The organism is Micromonospora sp. NPDC023869 (assembly GCF_055559695.1).
Genome location: NZ_JBVHKD010000003.1, coordinates 95,015 through 112,508, shown reverse-complemented (window position 1 = coordinate 112,508; position 17,494 = coordinate 95,015). Strand labels below are relative to the sequence as shown.

Genomic DNA, 17,494 nt, shown 5'->3' with positions numbered 1-17,494 from the left:
AAGGTGGCCAGGTTCAGCGGCCCGGACGGTCGTCGAGCAGACGCAGCGCGTTGCCTCCGGCGACCAGCCGGGTGTCGGCCTCGTCCAGTCCGGCCCGGGCCAGCGCCGACTCGACCCGGGCGCGGCTGGTGGCGCGCGAGGCGATCGGCCAGTCCCCGCCGACCAGCACGTGGTCGGCCCCGAGCAGGTCGGTGGCGAACCTGATGGCGGCCGGCGCGAACCCCATCGTGTCGAGATAGACGTGGGCGCGCTGCGAGGCGGGCGCCGCCGACGTCAGGACCTCTCCCCCGTCGGTGGCGGCGGCCAGGGACAGCCCGGCGACCCCGAGCATCGGGAAGACCACGTGCAGCCCCGGCAGGTCGGCCAGCACGCCGTCGACCAGCAGCGACAGCAGCGCGGCGGCGTTGATGGTGCCCCGGGCCAGCGAGGTGCCGAACCGGCCGAGTCCGGCGAAGGCGGTGGTCATCGCCACCGGGCTGATCGGGTGCGCGAAGACGGGTACGCCGAGTTCCGCCGCGACGGCCAGGGTGGGGCGGGCGGCCTTCGCGCCGAGCAGGAGCCCGTCGGTGGCGCAGTCCACGACCAGCCCGGACAACCCGAGGTCCCGTACGGCGCGTACCGCCTCGTCGGCGGCCGGGTCACCGGCGAAGGCGTCGACGGTGGCCAGGCCCCGGAGGCGGTCCGGTGCGCTCGCCACCGCCTCGGCGAGGTGGTCGTTGAGCCGCCGCAGGTCCTCCGGGCGGGTGCGTTCGCCGTGCGGGGTCACCAGCGCCGGTGGCGCGCTGAGCACCCGCAGGTCGATGCCGTGCCGGCCGCCCTCGGCCAGCAGCCCCTCCAGGTCGGCGATCCGGCGGGCCAGCCCGCGCCAGCGCTCAGCCAGCTCCGGCGCGGCGTGCCGGGGCGGCAGCGCCGGATAGGCCGGACAGGCGTAGTGGGTGTGGAAGTCGGCGACGAACAGCGGCGGCATCAGACCTCGATGAAGGTGTACGTGAAACCGCGCTCGGCCCGATGCACGTACCCGGCGGCGGGGAACGGGAAGTGCGTCGGCACCAGCAGGTCACCGGAGTCGGCGGCCCGTTCCAGCAGGCGGCGACGCTGGTCGGCGGAGTCGCCCGGCACCACGCAGTACCGGATGCTCCACTCGGGACGTTCGAGCTGCACGCCGTGGTGCAGCATGTCTCCGGCGAACAGGGCGCGTCGGCCGGCGGACTCGACCACCAGATAGACGTTGCCGGGGGTGTGCCCGAACGCGGGCACGAGGTGGATCTCCGGCGTCAGCACGTGGTCGGCCGGTACCAGGTCGAGCACACCGGCGTCGCGCAGCGGCAGGATGCTGTCCGCGAGGTAGTCGCCGGTACGCCGCATCGCCGCCGCGCCCTGCGGGCCGGTCCACCAGTCGAACTCCTCCCGGACCACCAGGTAGCGGGCGTTCGGGAAGGTCGGCACCCAGCCGCCGAAGCCGTCGGCGCTCGTGGCGAAGCCGACGTGGTCGACGTGCAGGTGGGTGAAGACCACCGTGTCGACGTCGTCGAGGCTGACCCCGGCGCGGGCGAACTGCTCCAGGAACGGCCGGTCGGCACGGTCGAAGACGCCGCCGTTGCGCGGTTTGCCGTTGCCGCCACCGGCGTCGACCAGGATCAGCCGGTCCCTGGTCCGGAGCAGGTGGGCCTCCTGGTTGAGCACGATCCGCCCGTCGCGGGTGAAGGGCTCGGCGGTGTAGAAGGCACCGTCGGTCCAGGACTCGGTCTCCAGTTGCGGGAAGAAGTCCGTCGGGAGTGGAAGGTAGTCGACCTCGCGGATCGGGAAGACCTCCACCTCGCCGACGGGGAAGGACCAGAGCGGGCCCTCCCCGCCGCCGGTGTCCTGCCACCGTGGTGCGGTCTCCGGGGACTGCTCGCTCATCGGGAGGTCACCTCTGCTCGCGGGGTTTCGGGTTCGGGTGCGCGGCGGACCCGCGCATAGACCTGGGCACGCAGTTCGCCGAAGCGGGCCGAGGAGCGGGTGCCGAGCTGGTCGCGGTCCGCCGGCAGGTCGACCGGGAACTCGGCGACGACGCCGGTCGGGGCGGCACCGAGGACGACGACCCGCTGGCCGAGGTACACCGCCTCGTCGATGTCGTGGGTGACGAACAGGACGGTCATCGCGTACCGCCGCCAGAGCGTGGCCAGCAGGTCCTCCAGGTCACCGCGGGTCTGGGCGTCGACCGCGGAGAACGGCTCGTCCATCAACAGCAGCCGGGGCCGGTACGCGATCGCGCGGGCGATGGCGACCCGTTGCTGCATGCCGCCGGAGAGCTGCCACGGGTACGCCCGTGCCGTCTGGGCCAGCCCGACCGCGTCGAGCGCCTCGGCGACCAGGTCCCGGCGTTCGGCGCGACCGAGCCCCCGGTGCCGCAGCGGCAGCTCGACGTTCTGCTGCACCGTCTTCCAGGCGAACAGACTGCGGCCGTACTCCTGGAAGACCACGCCCAGGTCGGCCGGCGGCTCGGTCACCCGCTGCCCGGCCAGGTACACCTCGCCGGTCGAGGCGGGCAGCAGCCCGGCGACGATCTTCAGCAGCGTGGTCTTGCCGCAGCCGGACGGCCCGACGACGGTGACGAACTCGCCGTCGCCGACCGTGAGGCTCACCCCGGCCAGGGCGTCCACGGTGCGTTCCCGGGCCCGGTACGACTTGCCCAGCGCGTCGATCCGCAGCAGGTCGGGTCCGACTGTCATGATGACTCCTCTCGTCCGGTGGCGCCTCGGTGCCACCGCAGGGCACGCCGCTCGACCAGCTCGAAGACCTTCGCCAGGGCGAAGCCGAGCAGGCCGAGCAGGAGCACGCCGCTCCACATCTGCGGGATGGCGAAGGTGCGCTGGAACCGGATCACGGTGAAGCCCAGGCCGTCGGTGCTCATCAGCATCTCGCTGACCACCATGACGATGAGCGAGATGCCCAGCGCCTGGCGGGCACCGGCGAAGATCTGCGGGCTCGCGGCGCGCAGGATCAGGCCGTGCCGGGTCCAGCTCGGCAGCCGGTACGCGGCGGCGGTCTCCAGGTGGACCTGATCCACGGCGCGTACGCCGTCGGCGGTGTTCAGCAGGATCGGCCAGACCGCGCCCAGCACGATGACGATCAGCTTCGTGGCGTCGCCGATGCCGACCGCGACCAGCAGCACCGGGATCAGCACCGGTGCCGGGAGCACCCGGAAGTAGGCGAGGATCGGGCTGGTCAGTGCGCGTACCACCGACCAGCGGCCGACCACGTAGCCGACGCCGACGCCGATCACCAGCGCCGCGGCGTAGCCGGTGGCGAGCCGACGCAGGCTCGGCACCACGTCGCGGACGAAGACGTCGGAGAGCCAGACCTGACCGAACGCCTCGACGATGCGGCGCAGCGGCGGCAGGAAGATGGTGGTGCTGTCCGCGCTGAGCACCCACCAGAGGGTGAACAGCAGCACCGGCAGCCCCAGCGCGAATCCGACCGCGGAGGCGCCCCGGGCGAGGCCGGTGAGCAGCGGGGCGGAACGGGGGCCGGTCATCCGGTCGTCACCTCCCGCCGGGTCGCCACGTGCCAGTGCAGCAGCCGGCGTTCGGCCAGGCGGGCGCCCAGGTCGAGCAGGATCCCCACCGCGCCGGTCAGCAGCACCAGCGCGTACATGCCGGTGAACTCGCCGGACTCCTGGCTGCTCCAGATCAGCTCGCCGAGACCGGCGGCGCCCATCACCAGACCGCCGGTGATGGCCAACGCGAGCGCCACCGAGACGATCAACCGCAGCGCGGTGCCGAGGTACGGCAGCACCGTCGGCCAGGTCACGTGCACGACCCGGGCCAGCGGGCCCAGTCGCATGCTGCGGGCGGTGTCCACGGCCACCCGGTCCACGTCGCGCAGCCCGTACAGCACCTGGAACAGCACGATCCAGAAGCACGAGACCGCGACGAGCAGGACGGTGATCTGGGCGACGTCCAGCACCAGGACCAGCACCGGGATCAACACGATCGACGGGACCGGGCGCAGGAAGTCCAGGGTGGACGAGGTGACGCGCAGCAACCACGGGACCGAGCCGATGGCGAAGCCGACGACGATACCGGCGACCACCGCGATCACCAGGCCGGACGCGGCGGCCAGCAGGGTACGGCCGGTCGCGGTCCAGAACCGGGCCTCGGTGAGCAGGCGAAGCGCCTCCGGGGCGACGGCGGACAGCGGTGGCACGTGCAGCGGCGAGAAGAACGCGCGGGTCACCGCCTCGTACCCGGCCGCCGCGACCAGCAGCCCGACCACGCCGAGCAGCCGGCGACCGGCGACCGGGCCGCCGGCCGACCCCCGGGTGGGGGCCGGCGTGCGGCTGCTCGTGGTCACGGCAGGATCAGCTCGTCGAGGTTCGGCGCAGTGCTGATCAGACCGTCGCGTTGCGCGTACCCGGCCAGCTTCTCGGCGGCCTGCCGACTCACCTCGTCCCGCCAGCCGGTGATGGTGATGGTGTTCGCCACCTCGGGGCTGATCTGGGTGAAGGTGGGGATCTTCGCGCGCACCTCGTCCTCGTGCTCGCGGGCGTACGCGTACGCCTCCCGGATCGCGTCGCGGAAGGCCGAGACGACCTCCGGGCGCTGCCCGATGTAGGTGCCCGAGGTGTACCAGGCGGAGACGGTCAGGTCCTCGGCCAGGTCGGTGAAGCCCCAGCCGACCGGCACCGCACCCTGCGCCTTGGCCGCCGACAGGAACGGCTCGACCACCCAGGCGCCGTCCACCCGCCCCTCGCTGATCGCGGCCGGGACCTGCGGGAACGGGATCTCGACCAGCTTCACCGAGTCGGAGTCGCCGCCGGCGGTGCGGACCGACTCGCGGGCGGCGGCCGCGGCGATGTTGGTCAGGATGTTCACCGCCACCGTCTTGCCTTCGAGCTGCTGGGGGCTGGTGATGCCGGAGTCGCCGGCCACCACGAGCGCGCCGTAGTCCGCACCGGCCTTGCCGGTCGACGCGGACGCGGGCACCACCGCCTTGACGTCCAGCCCCTGGGTGCGCGCCACGATCAGCGTGGTGAGGTCGCCGGTGGCGAAGTCCACCTTGCCGGCCAGCACCGACGGCACCGAGGTCAGGTCGGAGGTCTGGGTGTCCACCTCGACCCGCAGGCCGTGCTTGGCGAAGATCCCGTTGTCCTGGGCGAGGTAGATCGGGGCGAGGTGTCCGAGCGGCGCGGAGGCCAGCCGGACCGTGGTCAGGCCGTCCGTGCCGCCGGCCGCGTCGGCGGAGTCGTCGGCGGCGGAGCAGGCCGCGAGGGCGCTGGTCAGCAGCGTGGCGGCGAGGACGCCGGCCAGGCCGCGACGAAGGGCGGGTGTGGCGGGTACGTGCCGGAGGGTCCGGGTGGTACGGAACATGGTCGGTCTCGATTCTCGGGTGGCTGACGGGGTCGGTCAGAAGCGCAGACGCAGGTCGAGGTCGTTGACGTACTCCGGGAAGGGCACCGGGCCACCGAACGGCTGCGCGGCGACGCTCGACACGGCCGCCTCCTCGATGGCCACCACCAGGCTCGCCGCGTGCTTCGCGTCGTCCCCGGCGACGAGCAGGCCGTGGTTGCCGAGCAGGACGCCGTACGTGTCGGGGTGGGCCCGGTAGGTGTCGGCGATGGCGCGGACCGCTTCGGCGGTGCCACGCGGTGCCCAGGGCGCGACCGGGACATCCACGGCCTGACCGTGCACCAGCAACGCCTCGTAGCGGGCGGGCAGGCTGGTCGCGGCGAGGGCGTAGCTGGTGGCGTAGGGCGAGTGGGTGTGGATGACGGCGGACACGTCCGGGCGGGTGCGGTAGACGCCGACGTGCATGGTGAGGATGGCGGCCACCGACGGGCTGGGCGTGCCGAACAGCACCTCGCCGTCGAGGTTCACCACGACGACCTCGTCGTTGACGGTCCGCAGAGCGGGTACGCCGACACGCAGGTCGTCGGCGGGCCACGGGCGCAGCAGCTCACCGGCGTTGATCGCGAGCAGGTCGTGGTGGCCCGGCAGCCGGACGCTGATGTTGCCGTGTCCGCTGGCGGACATCGCCGAGGCGGCGAAGATCCGGTTGATGCCGGTGGTCAGGTCGGTCCGGGCGGCGGCCAGTTCGTCGGCTCCGAACGGCGCGCCCCGCAGTGCCGAGGGGGTGGGGATGTGCTCAGTCATGACGTCACTGCCTTGTCGTAGTCGGGGTGCCGGTCGACGCACCGTGCGGCGGGCAGGCGGAAGCCGCGTCCGAGGTCGGACGCGTGCGTGTACCGGTGTGTGGGGGTGGATGCCTTCGCGCGGGCTCTCGGCGGTCTGCGGCCGGGTCAGCGGCAGGGACAGAGCGCGCTGCCGGTGCGACCGTAGTCGACCGCGCGGCGGGCGGTCAGCGGCGTTGGCATAACCCTAGTATGCCCCTAGGATTTGCAGGAGATCAAGCCGGTGAACGCTGTGACCTGCACCCCAGCCCCCACCATGCCCCGACTCCGGCCCGCTCCCGCCCCGACAGGACCCCCAGATGCCCAAAATCAACGTGTACCTGCCCGACGCGCTGGCCGAGCGGGTACGCCAGGCCCGGCTTCCGGTCTCGCGGATCTGCCAGACCGCGCTGACCCAGGCGCTCGACGGCGCCGACCGGGCCGCGCAGGACGCGGTCGCCGACCTCGCGCTGCCCGAGCCGGTCGACCTGGCACCGCCGCCCAACCACCACGTCGCGGCGATCCTGCGCCAGGCGTACGACGTCGCGGCGGCTCGCGGGTCGGCGGTCGTCGAACCGGTCGACCTGCTCCAGGCGTTCCTCGACGAGGGCGAGAGCCTGGTACTGAACGCCGTCGAGCTGCTCGGCTTCCCGCCCGCCTCGATCCAGGCCGCGATCGACGGAGCGGTCGGCCGTCGGCCGGGCCGGCCCCGCGCCTCGCGACGCAACGGCGGGGCAACGCCACCCACGTTGGGCACCGACGCCCGCACGACGTTGACCACGGCCGCCACCCAGGCCGCCGCACACGGGTCCGCCACCATCGCCGGCAGCCACCTGCTACTCGGGCTGACCACCGACGACGGCACGGCCGGGGCGGTGCTGCGGGACGTGGGGGTCACCGAGGTGGTCACCCCCGCCGCACTGTCCGCGCTCTACTACGGTGCGACCTTCGGCCGGGTGGCCACGGACCGGGACGCGGACACCGCCTCGCTCCGGATCATGATGTTCGACGTGCTCGAACGGCTCGACCGGCTGCACCACCAGATCGCCACGCCCACACCGCGCCGCCACCGGGCCTGAGGTGTAAGGAGGGGTCCCCTGCTATCGCCTCGTGCATAGCAGGGGACCCCTCCTTACACGCACATCCCTCCCGCCACCCGCCGCCGGTCCGCTGGCGACGGTGGCGAGGCGTTCGCCGGGTGTGGCGTCCGGGTGCCGTACGGTGGATCGATGACCGACTTGGTGGCGACCATCCGGCGGGTGTGCCTGGACCTGCCCGAGGTCACCGAACGCCCGAGCCACGGCACGCCGGCCTGGTTCATCCGGGGCAAGAAGTCTTTCGCCCAGGTGTGGCCGGACGGCCATCACCAGAACGACTTCCCGCACCTGTGGTGCGCCGCGCCACCGGGCTCGGCCGAGGAGCTGATCGCGTCCGCCCCGCAGACCTACTTCCGTCCGCCCTATGTGGGGCATCGGGGCTGGGTGGGCGTACGGCTCGACACCGGTGTGGACGAGACCGAACTCGCCGAGGTCGTCGAGGACGGGTATCGGGTGGTGGCGCCCAAGACGCTGCTCGCCCAGCTCGACGCCCGCTGAGAGGCTCCGGCTCGACGCCCGTTGAGAGGCTCCGGCTCGACGCCCGTTGAGAGGCACTACCGTGGGCCCGGTCGGCGGCCGGGCCCACGGCGTGCGGCTCACTGGAACGACACGTCGTCCAGGTACAGGCCATCGGTGCCCGCTGCCGTCTCGACGTAGAGGCGGGCGCCGGTCAGGCTGCCGCTCCACGACACCGTGGCGGTGCCGGTGAGCTGGGTCCAGCCGTTCGCGTTCACCGTCGCCGCCGGGGTTAGCTGCACGTAGTTGGTGGTGCCGTCGGCGGTCACCGCCAGGGTGGGGCGTACCGACGGGGTGCCGCTCTGCGACCGTACCCAGAGCGTCGTGGTGTACGTACGGCCGTTGGTCAGCTTCGACGTCACGTCCTGGCTGGGGCCGTTCCACGACGCGGTACGCCCCGAGTGCAGCAGCGACCGCGTGCCGCCCCGGACCACGCTGGTGTTCGACGCCACCGTCCCGGCTCCGAAGACCGTCCAGCCGGTCGTTCCGCTCTCCATGTCGCCGTTGGTGACCAGGTTGCCGCCGGTGCCGGTGCCGCCGGTGAACCGCCAGTTGTTCATGTTGAACAGGTAGCCGCTGCCGCCGGTGAAGCGCAGGTACAGATCGCGGGTGCCGGTGGCGCCGCTGACGTTGCAGGTGGTGTTCGCCCAGTTCTGCCAACCCCCGGTGCCGGGCACGGCGCAGGTGCCGACCAGCGGGCCGGTGGTGCTGTCCAGCCGCAGCTCGATGTTCCCGCCGCTGGTGCCCGAGGCCACCCGGGCGGTGAAGGACGAGGCACCGGTGCCGAACGCGACGCCCTTGACCCGGATCCAGTCGCCGTTCTCGATGAAACCGACGTTCATGCCGCCCTCGGTGGAGACCTCGGTCTCGATGCCGTTGGCCCGGTCGATGGTCTCGGCCTCCTGCGTCACGTACGGGTTGAGCGTGCCCACCTGGGGCGGCCCGGCGGTGGTCATGTTCATCGTCGGGATCGACCCGTCGGCGTTGTAGGTGAAGCGTTCCACCGCCACCGACCTGGTGTAACCGCCACCGCCCGGCAGCGCGCCGTTGTGGTAGAAGAAGTACGAGTTCCCGGCGAAGTCGATGATGCCGGGGTGGTTGGTGAAGCTGGCGCCCTGCCTCGGCATGACCGTGCCCCGATAGGTCCACGGGCCGGTCGGACCGGGTGCGGTGGAGTAGCCGATGAACTCCGAGCAGCACTCGGCGGCGAAGACGTTGTAGTAGACGCCGTTGCGCTTGTAGACCCACGGCCCCTCCTCGTAGAGGGTGGGCCGGCTCGCGTTGCCGGTCCGGGTGCCGAAGCCCGCCGTGGTGAGCGGGATCTGCGTCGGGCTGCCGGAGAACGAGATCATGTCCGAGTTCAGCCGGACGTACCACAGGTTCGGGTTGCCCCAGTACAGGTACGCCTGACCGTTGTCGTCGATGAAGGCGTGCGGATCGATCTCACCGTTGCCGGTCAGCGGCCGACCCAGCGCGTCGCGGAACGGCCCGGTCGGCGAGCTGGAGACGCCGACGCCGATCACCATTTGCCCGTTCGAGCGCTGCCGCACCGGCACGTACCAGTAGAACTGTCCGTTGCGGGCGATGACGTGCCCGGCCCAGGCGTTGGCGTCGGCCCAGGCGAACGTGCCCAGGTTCATCGGGACGCCGTGGTCGGTCCAGTTCACCATGTCGGCCGAGGAGAAGACCCGCCACTCCCGCATGGTGAAGTAGGTCGAGCCGTCCTCGTCGCGTCCGGTGTAGAGGTAGACCCGGCCGTTGTGCACCAGTGGCGCCGGGTCGGCCGTGTAGACGTGCTGCACGAGCGGGTTGTCCGCCTTCGCCGGAGCGGCGAAGAAGGTCACCAACATCAACGGAACCATCAGCCAGGCGATCCCACGTCTGGCTCTGACGCTGCGCGGCAGCGCGGACACGAAGCTCACAACGGACTCCTGTTCCGGTGGTGGCGCGCTCGCCGGACCAGCCGTACGGGGACGGGAACGGCGGGGACGAGCAGTGCCGGTCGACCGTGACCGAGGCGGTGTTAGCGACAACATCAACGCCTCGGCCGCCTGCCCGGAAAGCCGCAGAGCGCGTGCTCACCATCACCACCGATGAGAACGCTAACATGTGAGCGATCACACAGACAAGCATGGCCATCTATACCTGGTCACGCCGGGAATGGGCCCGGCAGGGCCTGACGCCACGGCCGCCGAGGGGCCGCCGACCGGCACCCGTTACGGTGGCAGGCGTGTCGACGGCGGTGTGGGTGACGGTGTGGTCGAGCTGACCTGGCACGGTCACAGCACCGTGTGGATCGAGGACTCCGGCACCCGACTGCTCACCGATCCGCTGCTCCGCGACCGGCTCGCCCACCTGCGGCGACGACGCGGGCCCACCCCCCGGTTGACGGCCGCACCGGACGCCGTACTCGTCTCGCACCTGCACGCCGACCACCTGGACCTCGCGTCGCTGCGCCGGCTGCCCCCGGACACCCGGCTGGTGCTGCCAGCCGGGGCCGCGCCGCTGGTGCGGCGGGCCCTGGGCGCCACCGCCGACCGGTACACCGAGCTGACGCCCGGCGAGGCGACCACGGTCGGCGAGGTCACCGTCACGGCGGTGCCCGCCGCCCATCCCGCCGGGCGCGGCCCCTGGTCACGCCATCGGGCACCGGCCGTCGGCTACCTGGTCGAGGGCCGGGCGCGCACCTGGTTCGCCGGGGACACCGGCTTCTTCGCCGAGATGGACTCGCTCGGCCCGCTCGACCTGGCGCTGATCCCGGTCGGCGGGTGGGGACCCACGCTCGGCCCGGGCCACCTCGACCCGCAGGGCGCGGCCGAGACGGCGCGGCGGGTGGCGGCGGCGTGGGCGGTGCCGATCCACTACGGCACCTTCTGGCCGGTCGGGTGCGACCGGGTCCGGCCGGACCGGTTCTTCGGGCCGGGCGACGACTTCGCCCGGTACGCGCAACGGATCTCCCCCGACACCCGGGTACGCGTCCTGCAGCCGGGTGAATCCCTCACCGTGCCCGGCACATGACGGCGACCCTCGGCACGCTGGCGTGGCTCACGCTGGTGGTGATGTTCGGCGCGGTCGTCCCGGTGGTGCCCACCGGTGCGGCGGTCAGCGGTGCCGCCGCCCTCGCCGCCCACCAGGACCCGGTGACCGTGTTCCTGGTCGTGCTCGCCGGAGCGCTCGGCGCGTACCTCGGTGACCTGGTGGTCTTCGCGGTGCTCGGCTGGGGCGGCGAACGCATCGCCCGGCGGCTGCGCTGGTTGCGTGGGCCGCAGCGGCTGGACCGGCTGTCGGCGCGGGTACGCGAGGGCGGCGTCCCGATGCTCCTGGTCTCCCGACTCGTGCCCGGCGGCCGGCTGCCGGTGCTGCTGGCCGCGGCGATGGCCGGGATGACCTGGCGGCGGTTCGCCGTGGCCAACCTGCCGGCCACCCTGCTCTGGTCGGTCGTCTACGCCATGATCGGCGTGCTCGGCCGGGCCATCTTCCCCGAGCCGTGGCAGAGCGTGCTCGCCGCGATCGTGCTGGTCCTGCTGGTCACTCAGGTGTTGAGCCGGCTGGGGCGACGCCGGCCCGAGCCGGTCCATCCACCGGCGACGCCATGACCGGTATCCGCCGTCCCGCCTCCCCCGGACGCGTCCCGGGCACCGCCGGACCGGGTCGCGTCGCCGGGTCGGAGCCGTCCACCGCCTCGGACCGGGTCGCCAGGTCGGACCCGTCGGCTGCGCCGGACCCGTTCGCTGCATAGGGCTCGTCCGCCGGGTCGGGCCCCTGCGCCGGGTCGGGGCCGTTCGCCGGGTCGCCGGGCTCGTCGGGGCCCCGCAGGCCGAGTCGGGACAGCCAGTCGAGCAACTGGCGGTGCACCGCGTCCGGGCCGACCAACTCGCCCTCCTGCGGCCAGTCGGCGGGATGCACGAGCAGCGCGTCGTTCTGCCAGCCGCCCAACCCGCCGTGGCTGCCGACCAACTCCTCGAAGGCGGTCACCTCCTCCAGGCCGGGATCCACGGAACTGATCAGCACCAGGTCACCGACGTGGTCCATGCCCTGGTGCCGCAGCAGGTCGTGCCGGGCCCTCGGCCCGTACGGCAGCAGCGGGTCGTCGCCCTCGACGTGCCCGTCGAGCAGTCGGTGGATGCCGGAGCGCCCCACCGCCAGCGGTCCGGCGGCCGAGTCGACGACGACCACCCCGACGCCGGGATGCGCGGCCAGGCCCGCCACCAGCCCCGGCGCCACCTCGTCGATCCGGTCACGGGTGAGCCGCCCCGGATGCCGGGTCAGATAGACCATCGCTAGGTTGCCGGAGGCCACCACCACGGTCTCCGGTTCGGTACGCCCCGACGCGGCGGCCCGCTCGTGCGCCCGGTCCGGCTCCGGCGACGGGCGGGGGCCGCGCGCCGCCTCCGGCCGGGCCCGGACCGCCATCCGGGTCGCGGTGGCGGTCACCCCGCTGCGGCCGGACACCTCGCTGAGCAGCGTGTCCACCCGGGCGCGCTCCTCGGCGTTGCGGGTGGTCTCGTGCTCGCCACCGGCGAGCGCCGCGTCCCGACCCGGCCCGCGTGGGCGGCGGCGCGGCGCTGGCACGGGTTCGGCAGCGCCCGGTGTCGCCAGCCGGGACACCACCTGGGTCAGGGACTCGCCGTACCGCTGGCGGAACGTGGCACCCTGGCTCTGGCCGTGGTCGCTGAGCACCACGATGTGGTAGCGCCGCCCCGCCTCGGCGGCCAGCCGTTGCAGGATGCCGAGCGTGTGATCGAGCGACTCCAGCGCGGCCATCGCCTCCGGCCGGGCCGGGCCGGCGTGGTGGGCCACCTCGTCGTAGTCGACGAAGTCGCAGAAGATGACCGGCGCGCCCCGGGCCATCTGCTCGGCGATGAGCGACACGTTGAGGTCGTTGAGCAGGCTGGCCAGCGGACGCAGCGCCAGGTACGAGCCGCCCCGGTCGGCCCGGGGCTGGACGCCGCGCACCCGTCGCCGCCGGGCGGCGTGCAGTTCCCGCAGCACCTGCCCGGCGCCGAGCACCACGGTCCGGGCGAAGCCGTACGGGCTGGTCATGAACGCCGCGTAGCCGGCCGTGGAGCGGCCGGGCAGGCCGGCACGGCTGACCGTCAACAGGGTGGTGGGGGCGTCGCCGGAGAAGGCGGTGCTGATGCTCACCCCACCGTCGCGCAGCAGCCCCCGGCCGGTGGAGAGTCGCCGCTCGACCTCGGCCGCGTCGCGGGGACGGCTGGTCACCACGAGTCGCCCGGCCGGCGCGCTCCCGTCGGGGCCGGGCGGCGCCTTCTCGTACCAGCGGTAGGCCGGTACCCGACCGAACTCACCGTGCAGCAGACCGGCCTGGGCGGCGGGCGTGGTGGCCGGCAGCCCGGTGTGCCAGCGGGTCATCCGGTGACTGCGCGACCGCAACCAGCGACCCATGGTGGGCAGGTTGCCGGCGCGCACCGCCCACTGCACCACCGGGGCGGCCACCCCGTCGAGCTGGACCACGAGCAGGCCCTGGGGTGGGGCGTCGCCGGCCGCGTCGCGCCGGGGCGGGCCGCTGCGACGCCAGCGCCTCCAGCGGGGGCCACCACGGTCGGTGGAGCGCCGGACCCGGCTCATCAGCCGCAGCATCTCGCTGACGAAGGTGTCGTCGGTGCCCGCGTCGGCGAGCCAGTTGACGGCGGCGGCCAGCGCCACGGCGAGCCAGGCGGCGGCGAACGCGACGGCGAACCCGGCGACGTGCGCCTCGGGAGCCAGTTGCAACGCCACGTACATCACCACGGCCTGGACGCCCACGCCGATGGCCAGCGCACCGAGCCCACCGAGCGCGGTGGCCAGGGCCAGCAGCACCGGACGCAGCACCGCACCGACGCCGGTGACCAGGGCGACCAGCCAGAGCAGCCCGACCAGGCCGCTGATGGTCACGCCGGGCAGCAGCCAGAACGTCGCGCTGAGCACCAGGAACGAGGTCGCCATGCTGCGCACCAAGGCGCGGACCCGAGCGAAGGTCGGCCGGTAGTCACGCAGCACCCGCAGGGCGACCCGGACGGGTTCGGGCAGAGCGCGGCGCTCGGCATCCACCTGCGGTTCCATGCCGCCACCATGTCACACGGCACCAACAAGATCACAAAGCCGGACCCGGGATCCCGGACGGTGGAGCGGCCGTGCCGCGCGGGACGGTCAGGGGTCGAGACTGGTGGCGGTCTCCGGCGGCCCGGACAGGCCGGTGGTGACCCAGCGGCGCTGGGTGGCGTCCCACGACAGCAGCAACCAGCCGGGTCGGTACGGCGGCAGGTGCAGGTTCTCCAACCGCAGCGCCATCTCGGGCGTGACCCGTTCCGGCAGCCGCAGCACCACCCGCGCGCCGGGGGCGGTGAGTGTGACGGTGCCCTCGGCGCGGATCTCGTCCTGCACCTCGCGGCGGGCCCGGCGGGACAGCCTGTCCCGGATCATCTGGTAGACGTCCTCCCCCGCCTTCGTCGCCAGCGCCTGCACGAACGGCAGCAGGGCGGAGCCGGCCAGCGCACCGACGAGGAGTTCGGTGGCGCCACGTTCGGTGTCGTAGCGGGGTTCGGTCACATCGACCATCGTGTCACGGACCGACGTGCAGGAAGGGCGCCCAGAGCGTGGGCCGGTGCGGTTGCGCGGCGCGCAGCGCACGCACCGCCTGGTGCAGGGCCGACGCGGCGTCGTCGACCCCGTCGAGCCGGGCGTAGAAGTCGGCCGCGACACCGGGGGCGACGGCGTCGTCGATCGCCCAGGCGGTGCCGACCACGTGCCGGAACCCGGCGATGTGGCAGGCACCGGCGACGTGCAGGGCCTCGTCGTCCAGGTCCTCGTGCGAGACCCCGGTGTCGCACGCCGACAGGTAGGCGATCTCAGCACCGGTCAGCCGCAGCCGGGCGATGTCGGCGACGGTCAGCGGGGTGGCGGCGTGGTCGTGCAGGACGAGGTGCCCGTCCGCGCTCCCGTCGGCGGCACTGACGGCGTGGCCGGCGAAGTGCAGCCACGGGTGCCGGGGCAGCGCGTCGAGCACGGACCGCCGGATCGCCCGCTCACCGAGGAGCACCCGGCTCGCCGGATACCGGGTGGTCAGCATCCGCACCTCGGCCGGCACGTTCGGCAGGTCGCCCAGTCCGGGCGTCTGCGGCAGGGCCACCACCAGCGGCGCGGCCGTCCGGGCCACCGGGCGGGACCGCCAGGCGGTGACCAGACTGCGTACCGTCGGCGCGTACGAGGAGACCACCCGGTCCAGCACGCCCGGTCCGTCCGCCGGTCCGGCGGCGTGCAGCGGAAGGCTGGTCAGCGGCCCGGTCGGCACCCACCACACCCGGGAGCCGGGCGGCGGGGCGAGCGCGTCGAGCACCGGTGCGGCGACGGTGTCCCAGAGCCAGACCAGCGTTGCGGCGACCGTGGCCCGGGCCTCCGCGCGGAGCTGGGCGGGCAGGCTCGGACGCGTACTGCGGGCGACGGCCGCGCGCAGCCGCCGAGCCCGGTCGGTCACCTCGTCGAGGCTCAGCCGCAGCGGCACCACCCGGACCCGGCCCCCGGCGAGCACCAGGGCGTCGCACCGCAGCCCACTGATGTTGAGCACCACGACGGGACCGCGCCGGGCGATCTCGGCGAGCAGGTCGTCGACCGGGGGTGGGCGCAGGAATCCGCCGAGACCGTCGACGCCCCGGATCTCGTCCAGCAGCGCGTCCCAGTCCCGGGCCAGCGCGTGCCGGTCCTCGCCGGGCAACGTCACGTCGTCCGGCCGGGAACTGAAGCCGATCCCTTCCGGCCGGTCGAACGCGCTCCGCAGCGCCTCGAAGCGGTCCGCCAGGTCGGCGCGCCGCCGCCGCAGCTCGGTCAGCTCGGTCCGGGTGTTCAGGGCGTGCCCGAGCAGCACCCCTCGGCCGTGTTCCAGCAGCCGCAGCGCGTCGAGCGGGTCACCGGCGGAGACGGCGCAGGCGGCGGCGTCCCGGGCCAGACCGACGAAGGCGCCCAGGTGCCGCTCCCGGTCGGCGTGCGTGACGCGCCTCGGCGCGGCCCGGGGCAGCAGCTCGACCGCGAGGTGGTACGCCTGCCGAGCTTGGGCGAGGTCCTGTCCCCGGCTGCTGGCGAGGACGGCGTTGGCCCACCGCCGGGCGGCCTCGACGCGTACCCGGACCGGTGCGGTCGGGTCCCGCGCGACCTGCCGCAGGATGGTGATCGCCTCCCGGTACGCCTTCGGTTCGCCGCTGACCGCCCACACCGTCAACGCGGCGGCCTCGCCGAGCAGGGCGTCGGCGCGCAGGTAGTGCCCCTCCGGCACGGCCGCTGCCGCGTCCCGGGCGGCCCGGGCCAGCCGGCGGGCCTCCCGGGGACGGGGCACCTCGGCGGTGAGCCGGGTGACCTCGGCACGCCGGATACCGGCGAGCACGAGCATCCGCTCCGCCCGGTTGGGGTGCCCCTCGGGGGTGGCCCGCACGGCGTGCTCGGCGAGGCGGCCCGCCTCGGCCAGGTCGGCCGGGTGCCGCCCGGCGGCGTACCGGTCGACCAGCACGAGCGCGAGGTTCGACCCGAACCGCGCCCGCAGCGGGTGTCCGTCGCCGGCCGCCATGACCGCCGCACGTCCCTGCTCGACCGCCTCGTCCAGCAGTGCCCGCTCCCGGCCGTTCGTCGAGCGGTACCGCAGTCGCAGCATCTCGGCGAGGTTGGAGAGCATCCCGGCGAGGTCGTCGCCGGGTCCGGCCACCGCCACCGCCTCGCGGGACACCTCGACCGCCTCGGCGAGGGCGGACGAGTCGTCGTAGCGCAGCGACAGGGTGAGCAGCCCGTCGGCGAGGTTGGTCAGCCGGGCCGCGCGGCGCGGGTGGGTGGGGCCGGTCGCGGCCAGTGCCGCGCGGACCTGGGCCACCGACTCGACCAGGTCCGCCTCGACGCCGGTACGCCGCCAGCGCAGCCGTAGCACGCCAGCGAGGTTGGCGTGGAAGGAGGGCGTGGCGGGGGTGCGCTCGTTCGGGTACATCGCCAGCGCGTCGCGGAACAGCCCGATCGCCGCGTCCAGGTCGGCCAGGTCACCGAAGCGTTCGTAGCGGGACCAGCGGGCCGTCCCGAGACCGTTGGCGGCGGTGCTGCGGATGTCGACGTTCCGGGCGACCTTGAGCACCTCGGTGAAGACGGCGAGGGCGAACTCCAGGTCCGGCAGCGACCCGCCGCGCTCGTACGCGTCATGGTGCGCCTCGGCCTGCCCGCAGGCGCTGACCAGCAGGTGGTACTGCGGTGTCCCCCAGGCGTCGGGGATGCCGGTCACCGGTCGGGCGGAGTGTCGGGCTCCGACGACAGCCGGCGTGCGAACGCCTCGCCCAGTGGGTCCCCGATGCGGCGGAACCACTCGGCGGCCTCCTGGTTACGGCCCTCTCCCATCAGATAGAGGGCCAGGTTGGCCATCCCGTCGGTGCTGCCGGCCTCGGCGGCCCTGCGGAACCACTCGGCGGCCTCGTCCGTCCGGCCGGCGAGCTTGAGGGTGATCCCGAGGCGGTTCATGTCCTCCGGCGCCCCGCCCTCGGCGGCCTGCCGGGCCGCCGTCTCGGTGGGCAGCGGGGTGACGGTGAAGCCCGGTCCGCCGGCACCCGGCGGTCGCGCCTCACCCGCCGGTTGTCGCGCACTCGACGGTGGTGCCTTCCGCTTGCGCCAACGACCGAACACCGCGCACCCCCGAGGCATCGACTGTCGTCCAGTCTGTCACCGCTCCCGTGCGTGACGCAGTCCCCGGGGAGGAAACCCGACACTC

The 17,494-nt window shown here is 73.7% G+C and carries 16 protein-coding genes; 4 read left to right on the top strand and 12 right to left on the bottom strand.

The window, feature by feature from the left end; translation table 11 throughout:
- Positions 1-13 precede the first annotated feature (13 nt).
- Genes ACZ31C_RS11085 through ACZ31C_RS11055 form a run of 7 tightly spaced genes read right to left on the bottom strand, consistent with a single transcriptional unit; the run spans position 14 to position 6,137 of the window.
- On the bottom strand, positions 14-967 hold the full coding sequence (locus tag ACZ31C_RS11085; protein WP_465795114.1) for an amidohydrolase family protein: 954 nt from the start codon (positions 965-967) through the stop codon (positions 14-16).
- Positions 967-1,902 carry an MBL fold metallo-hydrolase gene (locus ACZ31C_RS11080; protein ID WP_465795113.1) on the bottom strand — a complete coding sequence of 312 codons (936 nt, stop codon included), beginning with the start codon at positions 1,900-1,902 and terminating at the stop codon, positions 967-969. Before ACZ31C_RS11080 ends, ACZ31C_RS11085 begins: the two co-directional genes overlap by 1 nt.
- Complete coding sequence (locus ACZ31C_RS11075; protein WP_465795112.1) at positions 1,899-2,714, bottom strand: ABC transporter ATP-binding protein; 816 nt, start codon at positions 2,712-2,714, stop codon at positions 1,899-1,901. The genes ACZ31C_RS11080 and ACZ31C_RS11075 overlap by 4 nt, the downstream gene beginning before the upstream one ends.
- Positions 2,711-3,520, bottom strand: coding sequence for an ABC transporter permease (locus ACZ31C_RS11070; RefSeq protein ID WP_465795111.1), 810 nt, complete (start codon positions 3,518-3,520; stop codon positions 2,711-2,713). Before ACZ31C_RS11070 ends, ACZ31C_RS11075 begins: the two co-directional genes overlap by 4 nt.
- Complete coding sequence (locus ACZ31C_RS11065; RefSeq protein ID WP_465795110.1) at positions 3,517-4,338, bottom strand: ABC transporter permease; 822 nt, start codon at positions 4,336-4,338, stop codon at positions 3,517-3,519. The genes ACZ31C_RS11070 and ACZ31C_RS11065 overlap by 4 nt, the downstream gene beginning before the upstream one ends.
- Positions 4,335-5,354, bottom strand: coding sequence for an ABC transporter substrate-binding protein (locus tag ACZ31C_RS11060; protein WP_465795109.1), 1,020 nt, complete (start codon positions 5,352-5,354; stop codon positions 4,335-4,337). Before ACZ31C_RS11060 ends, ACZ31C_RS11065 begins: the two co-directional genes overlap by 4 nt.
- Before the next feature lie 36 nt (positions 5,355-5,390).
- Positions 5,391-6,137 carry a class II aldolase/adducin family protein gene (locus ACZ31C_RS11055; protein ID WP_465795108.1) on the bottom strand — a complete coding sequence of 249 codons (747 nt, stop codon included), beginning with the start codon at positions 6,135-6,137 and terminating at the stop codon, positions 5,391-5,393.
- A gap of 337 nt (positions 6,138-6,474) precedes the next feature.
- Between ACZ31C_RS11055 and ACZ31C_RS11050 the strand changes: the two genes are divergently transcribed.
- Together ACZ31C_RS11050 and ACZ31C_RS11045 are read left to right on the top strand one after the other, a co-directional pair.
- Complete coding sequence (locus ACZ31C_RS11050; protein WP_465795107.1) at positions 6,475-7,233, top strand: Clp protease N-terminal domain-containing protein; 759 nt, start codon at positions 6,475-6,477, stop codon at positions 7,231-7,233.
- A gap of 150 nt (positions 7,234-7,383) precedes the next feature.
- Positions 7,384-7,749 carry an MmcQ/YjbR family DNA-binding protein gene (locus tag ACZ31C_RS11045; RefSeq protein ID WP_396748396.1) on the top strand — a complete coding sequence of 122 codons (366 nt, stop codon included), beginning with the start codon at positions 7,384-7,386 and terminating at the stop codon, positions 7,747-7,749.
- A gap of 98 nt (positions 7,750-7,847) precedes the next feature.
- Here ACZ31C_RS11045 and ACZ31C_RS11040 read toward each other — a convergent pair whose 3' ends face one another.
- The gene (locus ACZ31C_RS11040) at positions 7,848-9,629 is read right to left on the bottom strand and encodes a family 43 glycosylhydrolase (protein WP_465795482.1); all 1,782 of its coding nucleotides are present in this window, start codon (positions 9,627-9,629) and stop codon (positions 7,848-7,850) included.
- Between the two features lie 394 nt (positions 9,630-10,023).
- Here ACZ31C_RS11040 and ACZ31C_RS11035 point away from each other — a divergent pair, with 394 nt between their 5' ends.
- Both ACZ31C_RS11035 and ACZ31C_RS11030 read left to right on the top strand, forming a co-directional pair.
- Positions 10,024-10,785: an MBL fold metallo-hydrolase gene (locus tag ACZ31C_RS11035; RefSeq protein ID WP_465795106.1), complete on the top strand. Its 762-nt coding sequence runs from the start codon at positions 10,024-10,026 to the stop codon at positions 10,783-10,785.
- A complete protein-coding gene (locus ACZ31C_RS11030) occupies positions 10,782-11,363 on the top strand; it encodes a DedA family protein (protein ID WP_465795105.1) in 582 nt (193 codons plus the stop codon). Before ACZ31C_RS11035 ends, ACZ31C_RS11030 begins: the two co-directional genes overlap by 4 nt.
- Here the strand turns inward: ACZ31C_RS11030 and ACZ31C_RS11025 are convergent.
- The 4 genes from ACZ31C_RS11025 to ACZ31C_RS11010 form a co-directional block, all read right to left on the bottom strand.
- Positions 11,296-13,830: a phage holin family protein gene (locus tag ACZ31C_RS11025; RefSeq protein ID WP_465795104.1), complete on the bottom strand. Its 2,535-nt coding sequence runs from the start codon at positions 13,828-13,830 to the stop codon at positions 11,296-11,298. The genes ACZ31C_RS11030 and ACZ31C_RS11025 overlap by 68 nt on opposite strands.
- An 87-nt stretch (positions 13,831-13,917) precedes the next feature.
- Positions 13,918-14,316, bottom strand: coding sequence for a hypothetical protein (locus ACZ31C_RS11020; protein WP_449956174.1), 399 nt, complete (start codon positions 14,314-14,316; stop codon positions 13,918-13,920).
- Between the two features lie 13 nt (positions 14,317-14,329).
- On the bottom strand, positions 14,330-17,014 hold the full coding sequence (locus ACZ31C_RS11015) for a CHAT domain-containing protein (protein WP_465795103.1): 2,685 nt from the start codon (positions 17,012-17,014) through the stop codon (positions 14,330-14,332).
- Positions 17,011-17,409, bottom strand: a complete 399-nt coding sequence (locus ACZ31C_RS11010) for a tetratricopeptide repeat protein (protein ID WP_465795102.1) — start codon at positions 17,407-17,409, stop codon at positions 17,011-17,013. Before ACZ31C_RS11010 ends, ACZ31C_RS11015 begins: the two co-directional genes overlap by 4 nt.
- Positions 17,410-17,494: the final 85 nt, after the last annotated feature.

Coding starts and splice junctions, on each gene's coding strand:
- ACZ31C_RS11085 (WP_465795114.1), bottom strand. CDS start 967: ATGCCGCCGCTGTTCGTCGCCGACTTCCACACCCACTACGCCTGTCCG.
- ACZ31C_RS11080 (WP_465795113.1), bottom strand. CDS start 1,902: ATGAGCGAGCAGTCCCCGGAGACCGCACCACGGTGGCAGGACACCGGC.
- ACZ31C_RS11075 (WP_465795112.1), bottom strand. CDS start 2,714: ATGACAGTCGGACCCGACCTGCTGCGGATCGACGCGCTGGGCAAGTCG.
- ACZ31C_RS11070 (WP_465795111.1), bottom strand. CDS start 3,520: ATGACCGGCCCCCGTTCCGCCCCGCTGCTCACCGGCCTCGCCCGGGGC.
- ACZ31C_RS11060 (WP_465795109.1), bottom strand. CDS start 5,354: ATGTTCCGTACCACCCGGACCCTCCGGCACGTACCCGCCACACCCGCC.
- ACZ31C_RS11055 (WP_465795108.1), bottom strand. CDS start 6,137: ATGACTGAGCACATCCCCACCCCCTCGGCACTGCGGGGCGCGCCGTTC.
- ACZ31C_RS11050 (WP_465795107.1), top strand. CDS start 6,475: ATGCCCAAAATCAACGTGTACCTGCCCGACGCGCTGGCCGAGCGGGTA.
- ACZ31C_RS11045 (WP_396748396.1), top strand. CDS start 7,384: ATGACCGACTTGGTGGCGACCATCCGGCGGGTGTGCCTGGACCTGCCC.
- ACZ31C_RS11040 (WP_465795482.1), bottom strand. CDS start 9,629: ATGGTTCCGTTGATGTTGGTGACCTTCTTCGCCGCTCCGGCGAAGGCG.
- ACZ31C_RS11030 (WP_465795105.1), top strand. CDS start 10,782: ATGACGGCGACCCTCGGCACGCTGGCGTGGCTCACGCTGGTGGTGATG.
- ACZ31C_RS11025 (WP_465795104.1), bottom strand. CDS start 13,830: ATGGAACCGCAGGTGGATGCCGAGCGCCGCGCTCTGCCCGAACCCGTC.